Annotated in this window: 15 protein-coding genes; 12 read left to right on the top strand and 3 right to left on the bottom strand. The window is 52.2% G+C overall.

What is annotated here, in order from left to right; all coding sequences use genetic code 11:
- The first annotated feature begins 5 nt into the window (after positions 1–5).
- Entirely contained in the window at positions 6–2,840 is a 2,835-nt protein-coding gene (locus tag H5P27_RS16270) for an insulinase family protein (RefSeq protein ID WP_185661484.1), read from the top strand.
- Positions 2,841–2,853: 13 nt separating this feature from the next.
- Here the strand turns inward: H5P27_RS16270 and H5P27_RS16265 are convergent, their stop codons facing one another.
- Positions 2,854–3,630 (bottom strand): SAM hydrolase/SAM-dependent halogenase family protein, encoded by a 777-nt coding sequence (locus H5P27_RS16265; protein WP_185661483.1) that lies wholly within the window; start codon positions 3,628–3,630, stop codon positions 2,854–2,856.
- Positions 3,631–3,716: 86 nt separating this feature from the next.
- On the opposite strand from H5P27_RS16265, the gene H5P27_RS16260 reads away from it, so the two are divergent.
- From H5P27_RS16260 to H5P27_RS16235, 6 genes are all read left to right on the top strand, one after another.
- Complete coding sequence (locus tag H5P27_RS16260; RefSeq protein WP_185661482.1) at positions 3,717–4,181, top strand: RidA family protein; 465 nt, start codon at positions 3,717–3,719, stop codon at positions 4,179–4,181.
- A 57-nt stretch (positions 4,182–4,238) separates the two neighbouring features.
- On the top strand, positions 4,239–5,441 hold the full coding sequence (locus tag H5P27_RS16255; RefSeq protein WP_185661481.1) for an aminopeptidase: 1,203 nt from the start codon (positions 4,239–4,241) through the stop codon (positions 5,439–5,441).
- Positions 5,442–5,484: 43 nt separating this feature from the next.
- Positions 5,485–6,852: an AGE family epimerase/isomerase gene (locus tag H5P27_RS16250; protein ID WP_221774760.1), complete on the top strand. Its 1,368-nt coding sequence runs from the start codon at positions 5,485–5,487 to the stop codon at positions 6,850–6,852.
- Between the two features lie 121 nt (positions 6,853–6,973).
- Positions 6,974–7,480: a YbhB/YbcL family Raf kinase inhibitor-like protein gene (locus H5P27_RS16245; RefSeq protein ID WP_185661480.1), complete on the top strand. Its 507-nt coding sequence runs from the start codon at positions 6,974–6,976 to the stop codon at positions 7,478–7,480.
- A gap of 402 nt (positions 7,481–7,882) precedes the next feature.
- Positions 7,883–9,571 carry an acetolactate synthase large subunit gene (ilvB, locus tag H5P27_RS16240; RefSeq protein WP_185661479.1) on the top strand — a complete coding sequence of 563 codons (1,689 nt, stop codon included), beginning with the start codon at positions 7,883–7,885 and terminating at the stop codon, positions 9,569–9,571.
- Positions 9,572–9,584: 13 nt separating this feature from the next.
- Positions 9,585–10,292 (top strand): class I SAM-dependent methyltransferase, encoded by a 708-nt coding sequence (locus tag H5P27_RS16235; RefSeq protein WP_185661478.1) that lies wholly within the window; start codon positions 9,585–9,587, stop codon positions 10,290–10,292.
- 70 nt (positions 10,293–10,362) lie between these two features.
- Here the strand turns inward: H5P27_RS16235 and H5P27_RS16230 are convergent, their stop codons facing one another.
- Together H5P27_RS16230 and H5P27_RS16225 are read right to left on the bottom strand one after the other, a co-directional pair.
- Positions 10,363–10,842, bottom strand: coding sequence for a peptidylprolyl isomerase (locus H5P27_RS16230; protein WP_185661477.1), 480 nt, complete (start codon positions 10,840–10,842; stop codon positions 10,363–10,365).
- Positions 10,843–10,982: 140 nt separating this feature from the next.
- Positions 10,983–11,222 (bottom strand): hypothetical protein, encoded by a 240-nt coding sequence (locus H5P27_RS16225; protein ID WP_185661476.1) that lies wholly within the window; start codon positions 11,220–11,222, stop codon positions 10,983–10,985.
- Between the two features lie 236 nt (positions 11,223–11,458).
- Here H5P27_RS16225 and H5P27_RS16220 point away from each other — a divergent pair, with 236 nt between their 5' ends.
- From H5P27_RS16220 to H5P27_RS16200, 5 genes are read left to right on the top strand one after another with little or no spacing between them, the layout of a single operon-like run.
- A complete protein-coding gene (locus H5P27_RS16220; protein WP_185661475.1) occupies positions 11,459–12,946 on the top strand; it encodes a phytoene desaturase family protein in 1,488 nt (495 codons plus the stop codon).
- 37 nt (positions 12,947–12,983) lie between these two features.
- Positions 12,984–13,433 (top strand): 3-hydroxyacyl-ACP dehydratase FabZ family protein, encoded by a 450-nt coding sequence (locus tag H5P27_RS16215; protein WP_185661474.1) that lies wholly within the window; start codon positions 12,984–12,986, stop codon positions 13,431–13,433.
- A gap of 5 nt (positions 13,434–13,438) precedes the next feature.
- Positions 13,439–14,260, top strand: a complete 822-nt coding sequence (locus H5P27_RS16210; protein ID WP_185661473.1) for an enoyl-ACP reductase FabI — start codon at positions 13,439–13,441, stop codon at positions 14,258–14,260.
- A gap of 4 nt (positions 14,261–14,264) precedes the next feature.
- Positions 14,265–15,299, top strand: coding sequence for a 3-oxoacyl-ACP synthase III (locus H5P27_RS16205; RefSeq protein ID WP_185661472.1), 1,035 nt, complete (start codon positions 14,265–14,267; stop codon positions 15,297–15,299).
- Positions 15,296–16,189 (top strand): alpha/beta fold hydrolase, encoded by an 894-nt coding sequence (locus tag H5P27_RS16200; RefSeq protein ID WP_185661471.1) that lies wholly within the window; start codon positions 15,296–15,298, stop codon positions 16,187–16,189. The genes H5P27_RS16205 and H5P27_RS16200 overlap by 4 nt, the downstream gene beginning before the upstream one ends.
- Positions 16,190–16,223: the final 34 nt, after the last annotated feature.

The raw sequence follows: 16,223 nt of genomic DNA, 5'->3' as shown, positions 1-16,223 counted from the left end.
TTTTGGTGCTGCTGCCCATCTCCGTTTCGCAAGCGAAACGGGACGCATGGTTGCATGAGGCAAGTTCTCTGGAACCGGACGAGCGTATCGTTTGGGGGGAACTCGAAAACGGCTTCAAGTACGCCTTGATGCCCCACCGAGCCAAACCAGGTCTCGTCAGCATGAGATTGATGGTTGGGGTGGGTTCGCTAGACGAAAAGGATGACGAACGCGGACTTGCTCACTTCGTCGAGCACATGGCCTTCGAAGGAACCCGCAATTTCAAGCCAGGTGAGCTTATCGCGTTTTTCCAGAGGCTCGGAATGAGCTACGGTGTGGATGTCAACGCCTTCACCTATCACGACAAGACCGTTTACAATTTAGAGCTCCCGCAGAACGATGCGGAACTGGTTGAACAAGGCCTTCGGCTGTACCGGGATTATGCGGACGGGATCCTCTTTAAGCCGGAGCGAGTTGAGAACGAAAGGGGCGTGATCCTCCGCGAAAAACAAGCCCGCGATACGCCAAGCTCGAAAATCGCCGAAGCCTCCTTCCGTTTCTCCTTCACGGGGACTAAACTGGCGCAGCGAAATCCGATTGGCTTGGAGTGGGTGGTTAAGGAAACGTCTGTAGAGCAGCTGAAGGCGTTCTACCGGAAATGGTATCGACCTGACCTGATGACGCTTGTGGTGGTCGGTGATTTCGACCGTGACGATTTGGAAGCTCGGATAGCGGATAATTTCTCTAGTCTCGAGGAGTCAGAGGAAAAATCGCCTAAAAGAAAATTCGGGAAGTTGGCCCGCAGCCGACCTTTTCGCTCTGGGCACTATGATGTGGATGGGGTGGAACGCTACACTTTGGAAGTTTCTCGCACCTGGGAAGAACGGGGAAATGTAGATAGCTGGAAACGCCGCGAAACGGATGCTCGCCGCGCCTTGGCGACCTCTTTGTTCAATGAACGATGCCGAATTTTGATCGACGGGATGAGCGAGCGTTTTGCCAATTACAACCGCATCTACGACTTTCCCTATTGTCAGCTAACGATAAGCTCAGGAGGGGAGTTTTGGTGGGATGCATTCGTATGGCTGGACCAGCTACTTCGCCAAGCGCAGACTTACGGGTTTACTCAGGATGAGTTGGATTATGTCAAGAGTACCTGGCTTCAGTCTAGCCGCTCTTCTCTTTCCAGCTATGAATCGGCAGAGCCGCGGATGCTGATTGACGACTTGGTCGACAGTATCGCAACAGGCAGGGTATACGTTTCCTCCCGAGAATCTACGGAGCGCATGAATGCCTACATCGAGTCGCTCAGCCTTGAGGAGGTAAACAAGGAGTTTAATCGGATTTGGAAGTTGAAGCGGCTTTCCTACTTCATGGCGGGGGATCTGAATCGACCGCTCGACGCGGATGTTCTGAAACGGCGCTTCATGGATGACCGGAAATACTCGGTCCTGCCCTATGTTCCGAAACTACCGGAACAACTTGAGTACACGGAGCTAGGCGAGCCCGGCGAAGTCGAGGAGATCCATTCGATCGAAGAGGTCGGAGCTCGGACTTATCGTTTCTCCAACAACGCTCGCCTCACGTTTTTGCATACGAAAAACGAGAAAGACACGGTGCGGGCCCTCGTAAGGATCGGCGGTGGCATGTTGGAGTTTCGGGACTCTAATCCTGGCACCCACGCTTTGGCGATGTCTTCGCTTTTTAGAAGCGGGTTTGGTGGGCAGGATATTGAAGAGGTCTACAAAGAACTGCGAACGAATGTGACCTCCTTTGTATTCGGAGTAGAGGACCACGACGCGTTTACCTATCGCGCGGTTACGCAAGTGGACGGACTGGACGAGGTCTTCAAGGTTGTATCGGAATTCCTGCTCGCTCCGAATATCGATCCAGAAGCGTTTGCCTTGGCTCAATCTAAATTGAAACAAAGCCGAGAGTTAGAACCGGATGGAATGAACGAAGGATATCGTTTCTTGAATAGGCTACTGTATCCAGATGACCCACGTTTTCATTCCCCTTCGATTTCCGAGATTAGCGAGGTTACGGCAGATCGTATCACGGAGTGGGTTGAGAAACCCTTTAAGGAAGGCTACCTCGAAGTTGCAGTGGTGGGGGATGTAAATGAAGCTGCGTTGGTGGACCTTTTCGGAAGAACGCTGGGTGCCTTGCCGCCGCGGCGACTGTTGAAGTCGGAATTCGAAAGTGCCCGCTCGATGCATTTCGAAGCGGCAACGGGTCGGCGCAATATCGAGTATGCAAGCGGGATGGGCGATACAGCCGCCTCCGTGGTCATTTGGACCATACAAGAAGAGCTTACCCTTAAGCAGAGCGCTAGTTTATACATCCTAAGTGCAGTATTGGAATCGCGAATACGAGAGAGGGTTCGGGAAGAGATGGGTGCAAGCTATTCCCCCTCAGTTCGCTATGAGACCTTTCCTGCTTATGAATCACTCCGGCACATCCGAGCTGACGTGGACTGCCAAAAGGCAGATGCGGGAGCTATTTTGGACGTGGTACTTAGTTTGTCGGAAGAGTTGAGCTCCGGCACGATTGCGGACGAGGAGTTGCGGGCCGCAGTTGCGCCGCTCGAAGAGGGGCTGAAGCAAGCGTGGCAGGACAATTCTTACCTTCTCGAGAACGTCCTGTATGCCATGCAAGAGTATCCAGAAATCACGAAAAACGCGGTGAGTTACCGAGATGGTTTGCTTACGACAATCACGGTAGAGGACTTGAAAGAGGCGGCGAGCCGTTTTCTCGTGGTTGAAGACGCCTTGGCCGTCGCGATCGTACCCGCAGACAAAACCGACATCGCCGACGCCCCGGATTGGGATCAGAGTCGCCGGGCTGGCCTAGCCAAGTGAGTGGTTGACTGCTTCAGACCAGCTGGAAATGAGATTCCGCTTCCAGGTTTAGAGCGACTCGAGCGTTGCCCAGATTGACCGCGATTTCCAGAAACCCGCCCGAGCCAAGGTAGGCGACAGGTTTCCCTTTTGGAACGGATGAAAAGGAAGTTCCGAAGGGGATGTGATCTCCACTTTCAAGGACGACTCCTTTGGGCTTGGGGCTTATGCGACTCAGGCGGAGGCTGGTGATCCCGTTGCCGAATTGGTCGAAGTAGAGAACGGCTCCTCCCATGGGGAGCCGCAAAACCTCTGGAAACTCCACGCCTTCGTGGTTGAACTTAGGAAGCCGAGTGCAGAAAGACTCAAGGTTTTGCCCCTTGGCGATCATGGCCGCCGCAGGCGCAAAGACGTCGCGACCATGGAAGGTATTGCTGCCACGAGTCTGCGAGTCGAAACGTAAAGGTTCGATTTCGTAAGTGCGACACATCCCGGGGTTGAGCAGAGATAGTATGCCATTGTCTGGCGCGACAAAGCTATAGTCGCCATCCCAGTGTACGATGGGCTTACGCTCCGTTCCGACTCCTGGGTCGACGACGCACAGGAAGATGGTGCCTTTGGGAAAATCGGTATAGCACTGGGAGAGAACGAAGGCGGCGGATCTGACGTTGCCCGGCTCTATTTGGTGCGTGATATCTATGGTTCGTGCTTGTGGGCATATTCTGGCAATAACCGCCTTCATGGAGGCGACGTACCAATCTTTTTCTCCGAAGTCGGAGAGGATGGCGATGAGCGGCTGTTCGGGTAACATAGTTTGCGTCTGGATACGCAGCTGGATTGTGAATTCGGTTTCGCGCAGAGTTGGCGGGCGAAAGTGTTTATGCTAGCTTGGGCCTTATGAGATTCAACGCCTTTCTTGTAGCCCTCCTGCTTTGCGGTTTCGCCATGCCGCTTTTTTCTCAAGAGCATGATTCCTCGGAGGAACCGCCTTTTCGAGAGCCACTTTATTTTTCTGAAGTCGACAGGGATAACGCGACTCCGCAAGCGGTCAGAGTGGGTGGAGTCATTTTTGTATCCGCGATCTCTGGCGAAGGCTCGAACGTAGAAGAGCAAATTCGTACCATTTACATGCGTTTGCAGTCTATCATGGGCAACTATGGTTTGACCATGGCAGACGTTGCTCAGGAGCGAATCTACCTGAAGTCTGGAGAATCGAGCGAGGCGGTGAAATTTCGTCGCCAACTCATTTATGCGAACGGCATTTCCCCTGCCTGTTCCATTTTGCAGGTTGCTGGGCTTGAATCGCCGGAGGCTTTGGTGGCGGTAGAATTAATTGCGGTGGCTTCCCCGGACGAGGAATAGACCGGACTGAATCCAGTGGCCTTGCATTTTATCCTGCAAGGGCAATTGTGGAACGCCATGAGTTACGAGCCTTCAAAGGAGATTTTGGAAAAGTACGCGGATGTGATGATCAACTTCGCGTTGAACGGGGGAGAAGGTGTTAAGCCGGGCGAAGTCGTGCAACTGCGCGTGTCGGAAGTGGCGAAGCCATTTCTCGTGGCTTTGCGGAGAGCGGTCGTCAAAGCCGGTGCTCATCCTCTCATCTTCTTCACTCCCGATGATATCGAGAGAGAGTTTTTCGAGTTGGCGAACGAAGAGCAGCTGTCCTTTTTCCCCGAAAAATACATGAAAGGCTTGGTTGACCAGATTGATCACACGGTGGCGATCTTGTCCGAGACCAATAAGAAGGAGCTCGAGGGGATCCCTAGCAAGAAGATCATGGCTCGTCAAAAGGCCCTTAAGCCCTACATGGAGTGGCGCCGGGAAAAGGAGTCAGCAGGCGAGTACACCTGGACTTTGGCGATGTGGGGAACGCAGCAAATGGCTGACGAAGTAGGCATGACGCTTGAGGAATACTGGGAGCAGATCATCGAGGCCTGCTATCTGAAAGAGGATAAGCCGGCTGAAAAATGGAAGTCTCTCTACGAAGAACTGTACTCCTACAAAGATAAGCTCGACGCATTGGAAATCGAAAAGGTCCAAGTGGAAGCGGAGGATACCGATCTGTGGGTTCAGCTAGGCGCCAAGCGAAAGTGGTTGGGCGGATCGGGACGAAACATTCCAAGTTTCGAGCTTTTTGTTTCTCCGGACTGGAGAGGCACCGAGGGGCATATCCAATTCACCGAACCTCTCTACCGCTACGGAGCGATCATCGAAGGCGCGTATTTGGAATTCAAGGATGGGGTAGTCGTCAAGGCTACCGCGACCAAGGGAGAGGACCTTCTTAAGGAGATGATTGCGGTAGAGAACGCAGATAAGGTAGGTGAGTTTTCGCTGACTGATCGACGTTTTTCCAAGATCACCAAGTTCATGGGTGAAACGCTCTACGACGAGAACGTTGGTGGCGAATTTGGTAATACGCACATCGCTGTCGGTGCGGCCTACCGTGACTCTTATACAGGGGATCCGTCTTCTGTTTCAGAGGAAGAGTGGGCGGAAATGGGCTACAATAATTCGGTGGTTCACACCGATATCGTAGCGACTTCCAATCGTAAGGTTACCGCTTTTCTCAAGGATGGAAGTAGCCTCGTGATTTACGAGAACGGACAGTTTACGATCTAAGCGTTTCAGGCTAAACCAGCTTTGAATTCATCCCTCACTTGAATTGTCTAAAGCTGGTATAGTCGCAATCACGCTGATCGCTGCGATTGGAGCGGCGATTCACTTCTCATCGACTTCGATTTTTGACGGGTACCCGTCAAGTCTTCCAAAGGCCCGGGAGGAAATTGAAAAATCCTTCCGGAGCGATCTTTTGGAAGCTTGGTATCCGGATACTGTAGACAAGGTTTACGGTGGTTATCTGACAAGCTTTGACGAGAAATGGAATCAGGCCGGAAATCAGGACAAATTCCTAGTAGGGCAAGCTCGCCATATTTGGGTTTTATCCGAACTTGCGGATTTCACAGGTGATCCGGTGTATGCGACCTATGCAGAGCAAGGCGTTACGTTCCTGATCGAATCCATGTGGGATTCGGAATACGGGGGATTTTTCACCTTAGTCGATCGGGAGGGAAGGGTAGTCGTCGATGATTCGAAAAACGCCTATGGTATGGCATTTGCAATTTATGGACTCGCTAGCCGCTATGCACATGCAGGTGATGTTCAGGCTTTGGAATATGCCAAAAAATCATTTTCCTGGCTAGAATCGCACGCATGGGATTCCGAGCACGGCGGGTACATCGACACCATGGATCGGCAAGGGAACTGGACTGCAAAACGTATCGATGCTTTCGATACTGATTTTATCGGGCTCAAGGATTACAACTCTTCCATCCACCTTCTCGAATGCCTGGCCTCGCTCTACCGAGTCTGGCCGGATCCGCGGGTAGAAGAAAGATTACGAGAGGTGCTTAAGCTAGTTCGCGACCGATTCGTGAATAACAAAGGCTTTCTCCACCTTTATTTTGAGCGAGATTGGTCGCCTCTCAGTTTGGGGCAATTACCTCGAGAGCAGATCGTGGCGAATCGTTTTTTTGACCATGTCTCTTGGGGGCACGACGTGGAGACCGCTTTTTTGATGCTGGAAGCAGACCACGTTCTGAACGGATCGTTTAGCGAGGATACCTTAGAGACTGCTCGAAGCTTGGTAGATCACGCTTTGGCGACTGGCTGGGATCAAGAGGAAGGGTCTCTCTTTGAGTCAGGGTACTACTTCCGAAGTGAAGGCCCGTGCGAGATTATAGATACGGACAAAGTCTGGTGGGTAGCCGGTGAGTCGCTGAACGCGACCTTGCTGATGGCCAAGCTTTTTCCGGAGGATGAGAAGTACGAGAAAGCCTTTTTAAAGCAGTGGGGCTACATTCAAAAATACCTGTTAGACAAAGAATATGGAGCTTGGAGAAACTTCGGAGACCGGTATGAGCAAGGTCAGCAAACCTTCAAGGCCCACCGTTGGAAGGCGTCTTACCACGATGCTCGAGCCTATATGAATGTTTTGAAAATGCTAGAGGACGATTTTGAGTTAATACCTTGAGTATTCAAGAAACCCTGACAAAACTTAGGCGTCTTCCAAAGATTGAGCGATGTCTCATCACGCCGGATTGTGGTGATGTTCATTCTCTGAAGAAAACAGGTAAAAACAAAACTCCACGTATATGAGCAAAGATCTATTCACGCTAAGCAGCAACGATCTCGGGGGGAATTTCGCGCCCGAGCAACTAGCAGATATCTTCGGATATTCTGGCAAAAACGTTTCGCCACACCTCGCTTGGACGAATGTTCCTGAGGGAACAAAGAGTTTTGTGGTCACTTGTTTTGACCCAGATGCCCCTACGCAAAGCGGATTTTGGCATTGGGCGGTTTTCGATATTCCCGCTTCGGTGAGTGAACTCCCGACTGGGGCGGGAAATCCAGGAACTGGTCTCTTGCCGGAAAAGGCGTTCATGGCGGAAGTCGATACAGGGATGGCGGCCTATTGCGGACCTTGTCCACCATTGGGAGACTTTACGCATACTTATCTTTTCACCGTTATCGCTCTTGATGTGGAGACGCTGGGGATCAAAGCAAACACTCCGCTCGCGCAAGCCATGTTCATGACGGTTATGCAACACGAGCTCGGAAGAGCTTCAATCGTCTCCTACTACAAGCCCGCAAAAGCGTAGTTTTAACACTCAGACTCAATTTAATTTGTACGTGGCCAATCTGTTGAGAAGCAGGTTGGCCATTTCACTTTGCAGCTTCGTTGGTGGACAAGCTCCTGAATGGGACTTGACATTTCCAGAATCGAAAGACTTTTTCCTCAATCGTGAGCGGTTTTGGCCGTTCCTCGAATTACAATCTCTTAAAGATGACACCATCCGCAAACAAGGCAGCCAAGCTATTCAACCTCGTGCTAGTGAACGTGGTCGTGGTGGTCGTGGTCGGATGGACCGCGTCAGCGAGAGGTTGATACAAGCGAATAGCTAATCGAAACAACCCCGCCGGCGCAATCCGGCGGGGTTGTTCGTTTTTAGGGCGTCTCCGCGGGATCCAGCTGAAATTGAATTTATAAACTGAATCCGAAAATGAACTACACAGGCGCAGAAATATTGATCAAATTGCTCGAGAGACAGGGCATTAAGCAAATCGCAGGCATACCTGGAGGAGCGAATCTCCCCATGTACGATGCCCTTTCCCGCAGCGAATCCATCCGGCACATTCTCGCACGCCACGAGCAGGGAGCTGGTTTTATAGCTCAGGGGCAAGCACGCGTGAGCGGCCAGCCATCGGTCTTCTTTGCAACTTCTGGCCCGGGAGCGACTAATACGATCACAGCCTTGGCCGACGCAAAATTGGATTCGATCCCGGTTATTTGTATCACAGGTCAAGTACCGCTGAGCTTGATCGGCACCGATGCCTTTCAGGAGATAGACACCTATGGTTTGAGTGTTCCTGTTACCAAGCACAGTTACATGGCCCGCTCCGCGGAAGAATTACTGGAGATTATTCCGCAAGCTTTTGAAGTTGCGATCTCTGGTCGGCCTGGGCCAGTTCTCATTGATATCCCCAAAGACGTACAAATGCAGCGGATACAAGTTCCTGAATGGCCGGCTGCCCGATTCCGTTCCGAACTTCCCGCCTACCCAATGGCGAAGATTGAGGAAGCGGCAGCATTGATCGATGCCGCCGAACGGCCCATTATTTATTTGGGTGGAGGAGCTATCCACAGTTCAGCTGAGGAGGAGACTTTGCAGTTTGCGGAGCGTATCCACGCTCCCGTTACTACGACCTTGATGGGATTGGGCGCGTTTCCGGCGAGCCATTCTCAGAGCATTGGCATGCTAGGTATGCATGCCGCTCGATATACGAACATGGCCTTGCAAGAAGCCGATTTGCTTATAGCTCTTGGAGCTAGATTTGACGACCGGGCAACTGGAAAGGTGGCTCAGTTTTGTCCGAATGCGAAGATTGTACATATCGATATCGATAATGCGGAGCTGGACAAGATTAAGACCGCTCACGTTGGAATCCGGGCGGATTTGAAGGCTGCCCTGAGGGATCTTTCCCCCCGTACTCGCGCTCGCCGTAGAGAGAGTTGGATGAGCAGAGTTGCGGAATTGAAAAAGGATTTTCCCATGGAGATGCCTAACCCAGACTCGGCGACCTCTGCTTATGGTATCATTCGTGAAACACAACGTATCTGCCCTGAGGATACAATCGTCACGACGGATGTAGGTCAGCACCAGATGCGAGCTGCGCAGGCCTTTGATTTCGAGAAACCGCGCCGCTGGCTGACTTCCGGTGGGCTTGGCACCATGGGCTTTGGTTTGCCGGCGGCAATCGGCGCGGCTCTAGAGGCTCCGGACCAGAAGGTCGTTTGCTTTTCTGGCGACGGTAGCTTGATGATGAACATCCAGGAGTTGGCGACAGCCGCCGAGGAAGGCTTGGACCTAAAGGTTGTATTGTGTAACAACAATTCACTCGGTTTGGTTCACCAGCAGCAGACACTTTTTTACGGAAAGAACATCTTCGCTTCAAACTTCAGTAGTCATCTCGACTTTTGCATGATCGCACGCGGCTTTGGGATTTCCGCCTACGACCTCGGTTCGGCAGAAAACCCATCGGAAACCTTGGAAGAAGCCCTCAACGCTCCGGGTTGTGTTTTGATAAACGTTCCTCTAGACGTAACTCACAAGGTTTTCCCCATGGTTCCTCCAGGCGGCGCTAACTCCGAAGCTATCATCGAGCAAGCTGAGAAGGAGGTCGCGATCTAGCCCATTGATAGAAATGCAAGACATCACCCCGTTTCAGTTTAATGAGTTCAAGCAGTTCGGCGTCGACTACGGTCTCTCCGCAGAGGCCGAAGTCTACGATGAGAGGCACGGGCAATTTCGGGATGTGGAGAACGAGAATAGGCTTTTGCTTGATCGTCTCGATCTCGATCCGGATTCCGTGTTGATAGACTTCGGGGCTGGAACGGGCCGCTTGGCGGCAGCGGCTGCTAGGGGTTGCCGCATGGTGTACGCCGTAGATGTTTCCGAGGCGATGCTTGCCAAAGCGAAGGCTAGGGCGGAAGCCGAAGGGCTTAGCAACATCGCGTTTTGCCACGCCGGATTTCTGAATTACAGGCACGAAGGGGCAAAGGCGGCGGCGGTGACGGCGAGTTTCTCACTGCACCATTTGCCGGATTTCTGGAAGGGAATCGCACTGGGGCGGATCCATCAAATGCTGGCCGAGGGAGGTACGCTCTTTATTCGCGATATCGTTTTGCAAGACGGAGATCCGCTCGGAGCGATTTCGGATTTTGTCGAAACGCAACGCGGATTGGGTGGTGATCCATTGGCCGAAGACGCTCAGATGCACTTCCGCGAAGAGTTTTCAACCTATGATTGGGTGATGAGAGGCTTGCTGGAGCGCCACGGATTTCGGATTCAAGACGAGCTCTTTTCCGATGGCGTTCTTGCGGAGTACTATTGCGTCAAAGAGCCCCTTTGAATTTCTAAATGAAAAAGGCCTGCCTCGGATATCGAAGCAGGCCCTTTTTTGAAAAAATTGATTGGCTCGGCTAGTCTATCATGACCGTGGCCTTGATGATCTTCTGTTCTTCGAGAGGCTTGTCCATCCCGTCGCGGTCGACTGATTCGATCGCCTGGATCTTTTCGTAACCCTCGACCACTTCGCCGAAGATTGTGTGGCGCATGTTGAGCCAAGGAGTTTTTGCGGTGGTAATGAAGAATTGGCTGCCGTTTGTACCTGGTCCAGCGTTCGCCATGGCTAGGATTCCGGTCTTGTCGAATTTTACTTCAGGCTTGCACTCGTCTTCGAAGTTTTTGCCCCAAATCGATTTGCCGCCACGGCCGGTGCCAGTGGGATCTCCGCATTGCACCATGAAGTCGGGAATCACGCGGTGGAAGATGATTCCGTCGTAGTATCCGTTCTCCACGTGAGTCGCGAAATTTTCGCACGCTTTGGGAGCGATATCGGGAAAGAGTTTTAGAATTACCTCCCCCTGGGTGGTCTTTAGTTTTATCTTGGTCTTGGCCATTACGCTTACGAATTGCGCGCGTCTGCGGATCCGCAAGCAGAAAAGGCTAGATTCCAGATCGACCGTTCAGGCTAAAAAGAATCGGTAATGGCGCTTAGTTTGGCCGACTTCGGGGAATCCCTAGTATAGCGGGTTTTGCTTTAATTGTTCCCGTCTCGGCCAAGGGGCAGGTCCATGGCGAAACCGTGCACGCGAATGACTGCTTTGATCTCAAGTTCCGAAAGGGACTGTAGGTAGGAAAGGGCGGAACCCCTGTTTTTTTTGCCCCAATATTGGGAGCTAATTTGCTGGAATGTACGCGCGGCTCGGAGCGATGTGTCGAAGGGCGCTTTTTTGCCGGGATTTTGTTCTCCGCCGGAGGCTTTTGCTAAGGTACTCATGTTTGTTTGGTGGGTCGTTTTTGCCTATTGCGCGTGATTCAGGACTAGGAGAACAGTGTTAAGCAACGCGTGTGCCAGCAGGGATTTTACGCGGTTTCGCGAGGCCTGATGAATTGATTCGGAGACTCCCGAAACCGTCCTTTTTCCCTCTGGGGAGGGCAGTTAACGAGGTCTCGAGAAAAGCGTGCAATTTATCGGTTGTATTTCCTGTTATCAGTCCTATTCGTTGGCCGCTTATGGGCAAAAACTGGCTAGAAGGAGTTGAGGAGGAGTACGACGTTGTCGTAATCGGCAGTGGTCTTGGTGGGCTAACCAGCGCCAACATTCTTGCGAAATGCGGACACAAAGTGCTGTTGGTCGAGCACCACTATCAGTACGGAGGCCTTGCTACCTGGTTCAAGCGTCCCGGAAAACACATCTTCGACATTTCTCTCCACGGCTTCCCGCACGGCATGGTTAAGTCTTGCCGGAAATATTGGACCAAGGAAATTGCCGACTCGATCGTACAGCTCAAAGACGTCCGCTTCATCAACCCGCAGTTTGATGTCTGGACGACTTTTGACCGCCAGGACTTTACTCGAATCCTGGTTGAGGACTTCAAGTTGGAGCGCGACCAAGTGGAAGGCTTCTACACGCATCTGCGCCAGATGAACTTCTACGACGACGACAAGCGGACCACTCGGGAGCTTTTCGAAGAGTTTTTCCCCGGCCGCAAGGACGTACATCGTCTGTTGTTGGAGCCAATCGCCTACGCAAACGGATCCACGCTCGATGAACCAGCGATCACCTACGGAATCGTTTTCTCGAATTTCATGAGCAAGGGCGTCTACACCTTCCAAGGCGGAACGGATGTCCTCGTAGGAAAGATGGTAGAGGAGTTGGAGCGCAACGGAGCGACGCTTCGAAAAAATGTTTTGGCCCGTCAGATTTTGACCGAAGAGGTCGACGGTAAGCCTCAGGTGACTGGCGTAGTGCTAGAAGGACGGACGCGCGACAGCGAGCCGGACAATCTCAAGACCATCCGCTGCAAGGCAGTGGTCTCTAACGCCAACGTAGTGACCACCGTCAAGAAGATGGTAGGCGAAGAAAAGTTTTCCCAAGCCTACCTCGATGAACTGGACGCGGTTCGCATCAACAGCAGCTCCTGCCAAGTTTACATGGGTATTAAGGAAGGCGAATCGATCCCGAACATCGGTGACCTAGTCTTCACGTCTGACGCTCCAGTATTTAGCAGTGAAGAATTGGTCGACCTCCACACTACCAGCCGAACCTTCTCTGTCTATTACCCAGAGACTCGCCCCGGATCCGACCGTTACACCATTGTTGCATCTTTGAACGCCAAATATGTGGATTGGGGAAGCTTGAGCGACGAGGAGTACGAAACGCACAAGCAACGGCTCATCGAGGAGTCTTTGGTATCGCTTGAGAAGTATATCCCTGGTGTGCGAGATAAGATTGACCACTTGGAGGCGGCGACGCCGAGAACGATCAACCGCTACACACGCCATCCGGAAGGGACTTCCTTCGGAACGAAATTCGAAGGCCTGAAGTGCTCGATGGAATTGCCGGAGCAGATTGGCGGACTGTATCACGCAGGATCCGTGGGAATCATCATGTCAGGCTGGCTTGGATCCATGAACTATGGCGTGATTACCTCCAACAAGGTGGACAAGCAAATCGTAGCAATGAAGGCTGCGGAGAAATCATCTAGCGTATCGAGCTAAATCAGTCTTACTCGACAGCTCCCGAACCACGAACCCTATGGCAACTGAAGAAATCCTAAACGCGATCCCGCATCGTCCTCCTTTCCTCTTCGTCGACGAAGTGGTGGAACACACGGAAAACTCGCTCACTACGCGTCGCTACGTGCCAGAGACGGAAGCGTTTTTTCAGGGCCATTACCCAGGCAATCCGATCATGCCGGGCGTTATCATTTCCGAAGCGGTTTTCCAGACGGGAGCGATTTTTCTCACCCGTCTCTTTGCGGATGATCTGGCTGCAGAACCAGACATGGTGCCGGTTCTGACCAAGATCTCGGATGCTCGCTTCAAAAGCATCGTACGGCCCAAGGACACTCTGCTAATTACGGCCAAGTATAAGGAAAAAATGGGCAGATTCGTTTTTATGGATGGAAGCGTCGCAACGGAGGATGGTCGCCGTGTTATGACCGTTTCGTTTAGCGTAGCTCTAGCCAAGGCTCCCAAAGACTAGTCGAAATGGGTTTCCTCAATTTAGAAGGCAAAAAGTTCCTCGTGATGGGCGTGGCGAATCGGAAGAGCGTCGCCTGGTTCATCGCTAAAACTCTAGAAGAAGAGGGCGCGACCGTTATTTACAGCGTGCGTTCGGAAGCGCGCAAAGAGACCACGGCAAAGTTGCTCAAGGATAAGCCGGTCTATGTTTGCGACGTAGAAAACAAGGAGGAGGTTCTCAAACTCGCAGAGGATGTCGGGTCTGATTTCGGAACCTTGGACGGTCTGGTCCACTCCATCGCATTCGCCAACTACAGCGAGGGCTTCAAACCTTTTCACGAGACCAAGCGGGAAGACTTTTTGCAGGCGACAGCGATCTCAGCGTTCTCGCTGGTTGAGGTTTCCAACGCCTTCAAGCCATACCTCAGTAAAACGGCCTCCGTAGTGGCCATCAGTATTTCATCACTCACCATTACGGCTGAGAATTATGGATACATGTCGCCGGTAAAAGCTGCTCTCGACTCTTCCATTCGTTTCCTCGCCAAGTCCTTCAGCAAGGACACTGCCGTACGCTTCAATACTGTAAACCCCGGAACTTTGAAGACTAGCGCCTCTGCCGGGATCCCCGGTTACTTAGAGAGTTATCTCTTCAGCGAAAAGCTAACCTTCCGTAAGCAAGCTCTGAATACGCAGGAAGTCGCCAACGCCGCCGTCTTTTTACTCAGTGATCGTTCGAGCGGAATGAATGGTACGGGACTGACTCTAGACGCGGGTATGGGAATTAACTATTTCGATGCTGAAGTCGTAAAGTTGGCCATGAGACCGGAAGAGAAGGGCGGAGAGTCCTAATCTCATGAAGTTTCGCTCCGCAGTAATCGATTCGATCGCGTACACCACCCCTCCGGAATCCTGGTCCAGCGAGCTGATCGAGCAAAAGCTTGCTCCGCTCTACCAGAAGCTTCGATTGCCCGAAGGCCGTCTGGAGTTGATGACGGGCATCAAGGAACGCAAGTTTTGGGACCGCGAAGTTCGTCCTTCCGAAATCGCGGCCGAAGCCGGCCGGAAAGCGATAGCCCAATCTGGACTTTCACCGGATCAGATGGAGGTTTGTATCCATTCATCTGTGAGCCGCGACATGCTCGAGCCAGCTACGGCTTCTTTCGCTCATCGCTTAATGGGATTGGGGCCGCAAACGCAGGTTTTCGATGTATCCAATGCGTGCCTCGGTTTTCTCAATTCGATCGCTCTGTTGAGCTCTATGATCGATGCCGGTCAGGTGAAGGCTGGCGTGGTAGTGTCAGGCGAGAATGGCAAACCGCTCTTGGAGCGAACGATCCAGATTTTGCTGGAGCGTGAGTTGACCCGCAAAACGATAAAACCGTTTTTCGCGAATTTGACCATTGGGGCTGGAGCCGTGGCAGCCGTCGTTTGCCACGAATCACTTTCACCTAACGGACACAGGATTTTGGGCGGTAGTGTATTGGCTGATACGTCTGCCAATGACCTTTGCCAAGGAGATTCCAGCTCAGGTGGCGGAGGTCTCGAGATGCAGACTGATTCGGAAGAGATGCTGCAGGCTGGCGTTGCCTTAGCCAAGCGGACCTGGCTCGCGTTTAAGGATGTGCTCGGATGGGGCGAAAATACTGCGGATCGCGTGGTTTGCCATCAGGTTGGAGCGGCCCATCAGCGATTGCTCTTCGATACGCTTGGCTTGGATCATGCGAAGGATTTTTCCAGCTACCAGACTTTCGGCAACACCGGGTCGGCGGCACTACCTATTACTTTGGCCAAAGCCGCGGAAGAGCAAGCGATCAAAGCGGGCGACAAGGTAGCTCTGCTGGGAATTGGAAGTGGTTTAAACTGTTTGATGATGGGGGTGGAGTGGTGAGCTCGAAGGAAGTGCCCGAATTTCTGAAGGAGGAATATCCCTTCAAGCCGAAGCGGCTGAAGTTGAGTTGCGGATACGAGATGAGCTATGTCGATGAAGGTAGCGGATTTCCAGTACTCATGGTGCATGGCAACCCAACTTGGTCGTTCTACTACCGCAATGTGGTCAAAAAGCTAAGCTCCAAGTTCAGATGTATCGCAGTTGACCATATTGGCTGCGGATTGAGCGATCGCCCGGGGTCGGATTATTCGTATCGAGTCGAACAAAGAATCAAGGATTTAGGGGAGTTGATCGACTCGATCGGACTCAAACGATTCGACATCGTGGTACACGATTGGGGAGGCGTTATCGGACTGGGAGCGGCCTTGAGGCGTTTCGAAAAGCTCCGCCGAGTTACCATATTGAATACAGCCGCGTTTGTTGACTCGCGGATCCCTTCACGCATTTCGCTTTGCCGCGCCCCGATTTTCGGAAAGCTGCTCGTGCAGGGCTTGAATGGTTTTGCCGGACCGGCGGCAAGCATGTCGGTCCACAAAAAGCCGCTTTCGAAAGCCGTAAAGCAGGGCATGTTGTTTCCCTACGGAAATTGGAGCGATCGGCGAGCGGTGTACGAATTCGTGAAGGATATTCCCATGCACGTTTCGCATCCGAGTTTCGAAACCTTGGTTTCTGTCGAGAATGATTTGCTGAAGCTGAGGCAGCGCGATGTGACGATACTCTGGGGTGGAAAGGATTTTTGTTTCAACGACCATTTCTATGAGCGTTGGCGGCGGTTTTTGCCGGACGCGACAGCCTTCCATTATCCGCAAGGAGGACACTACATTTTGGAAGACGAAACAGATTCCTGCTGCGAAGCCATTTACCAAATGGCTGACTACGACGAAGATTAAAATCTAGGCGCTTTAGCTAGGTTGCGTAAGTCGT

Origin of the sequence: Pelagicoccus albus (assembly GCF_014230145.1) — a bacterium.
Lineage (GTDB): Bacteria > Verrucomicrobiota > Verrucomicrobiia > Opitutales > Opitutaceae > Pelagicoccus > Pelagicoccus albus.
This window is presented reverse-complemented; position numbering and strand designations above follow the sequence as displayed.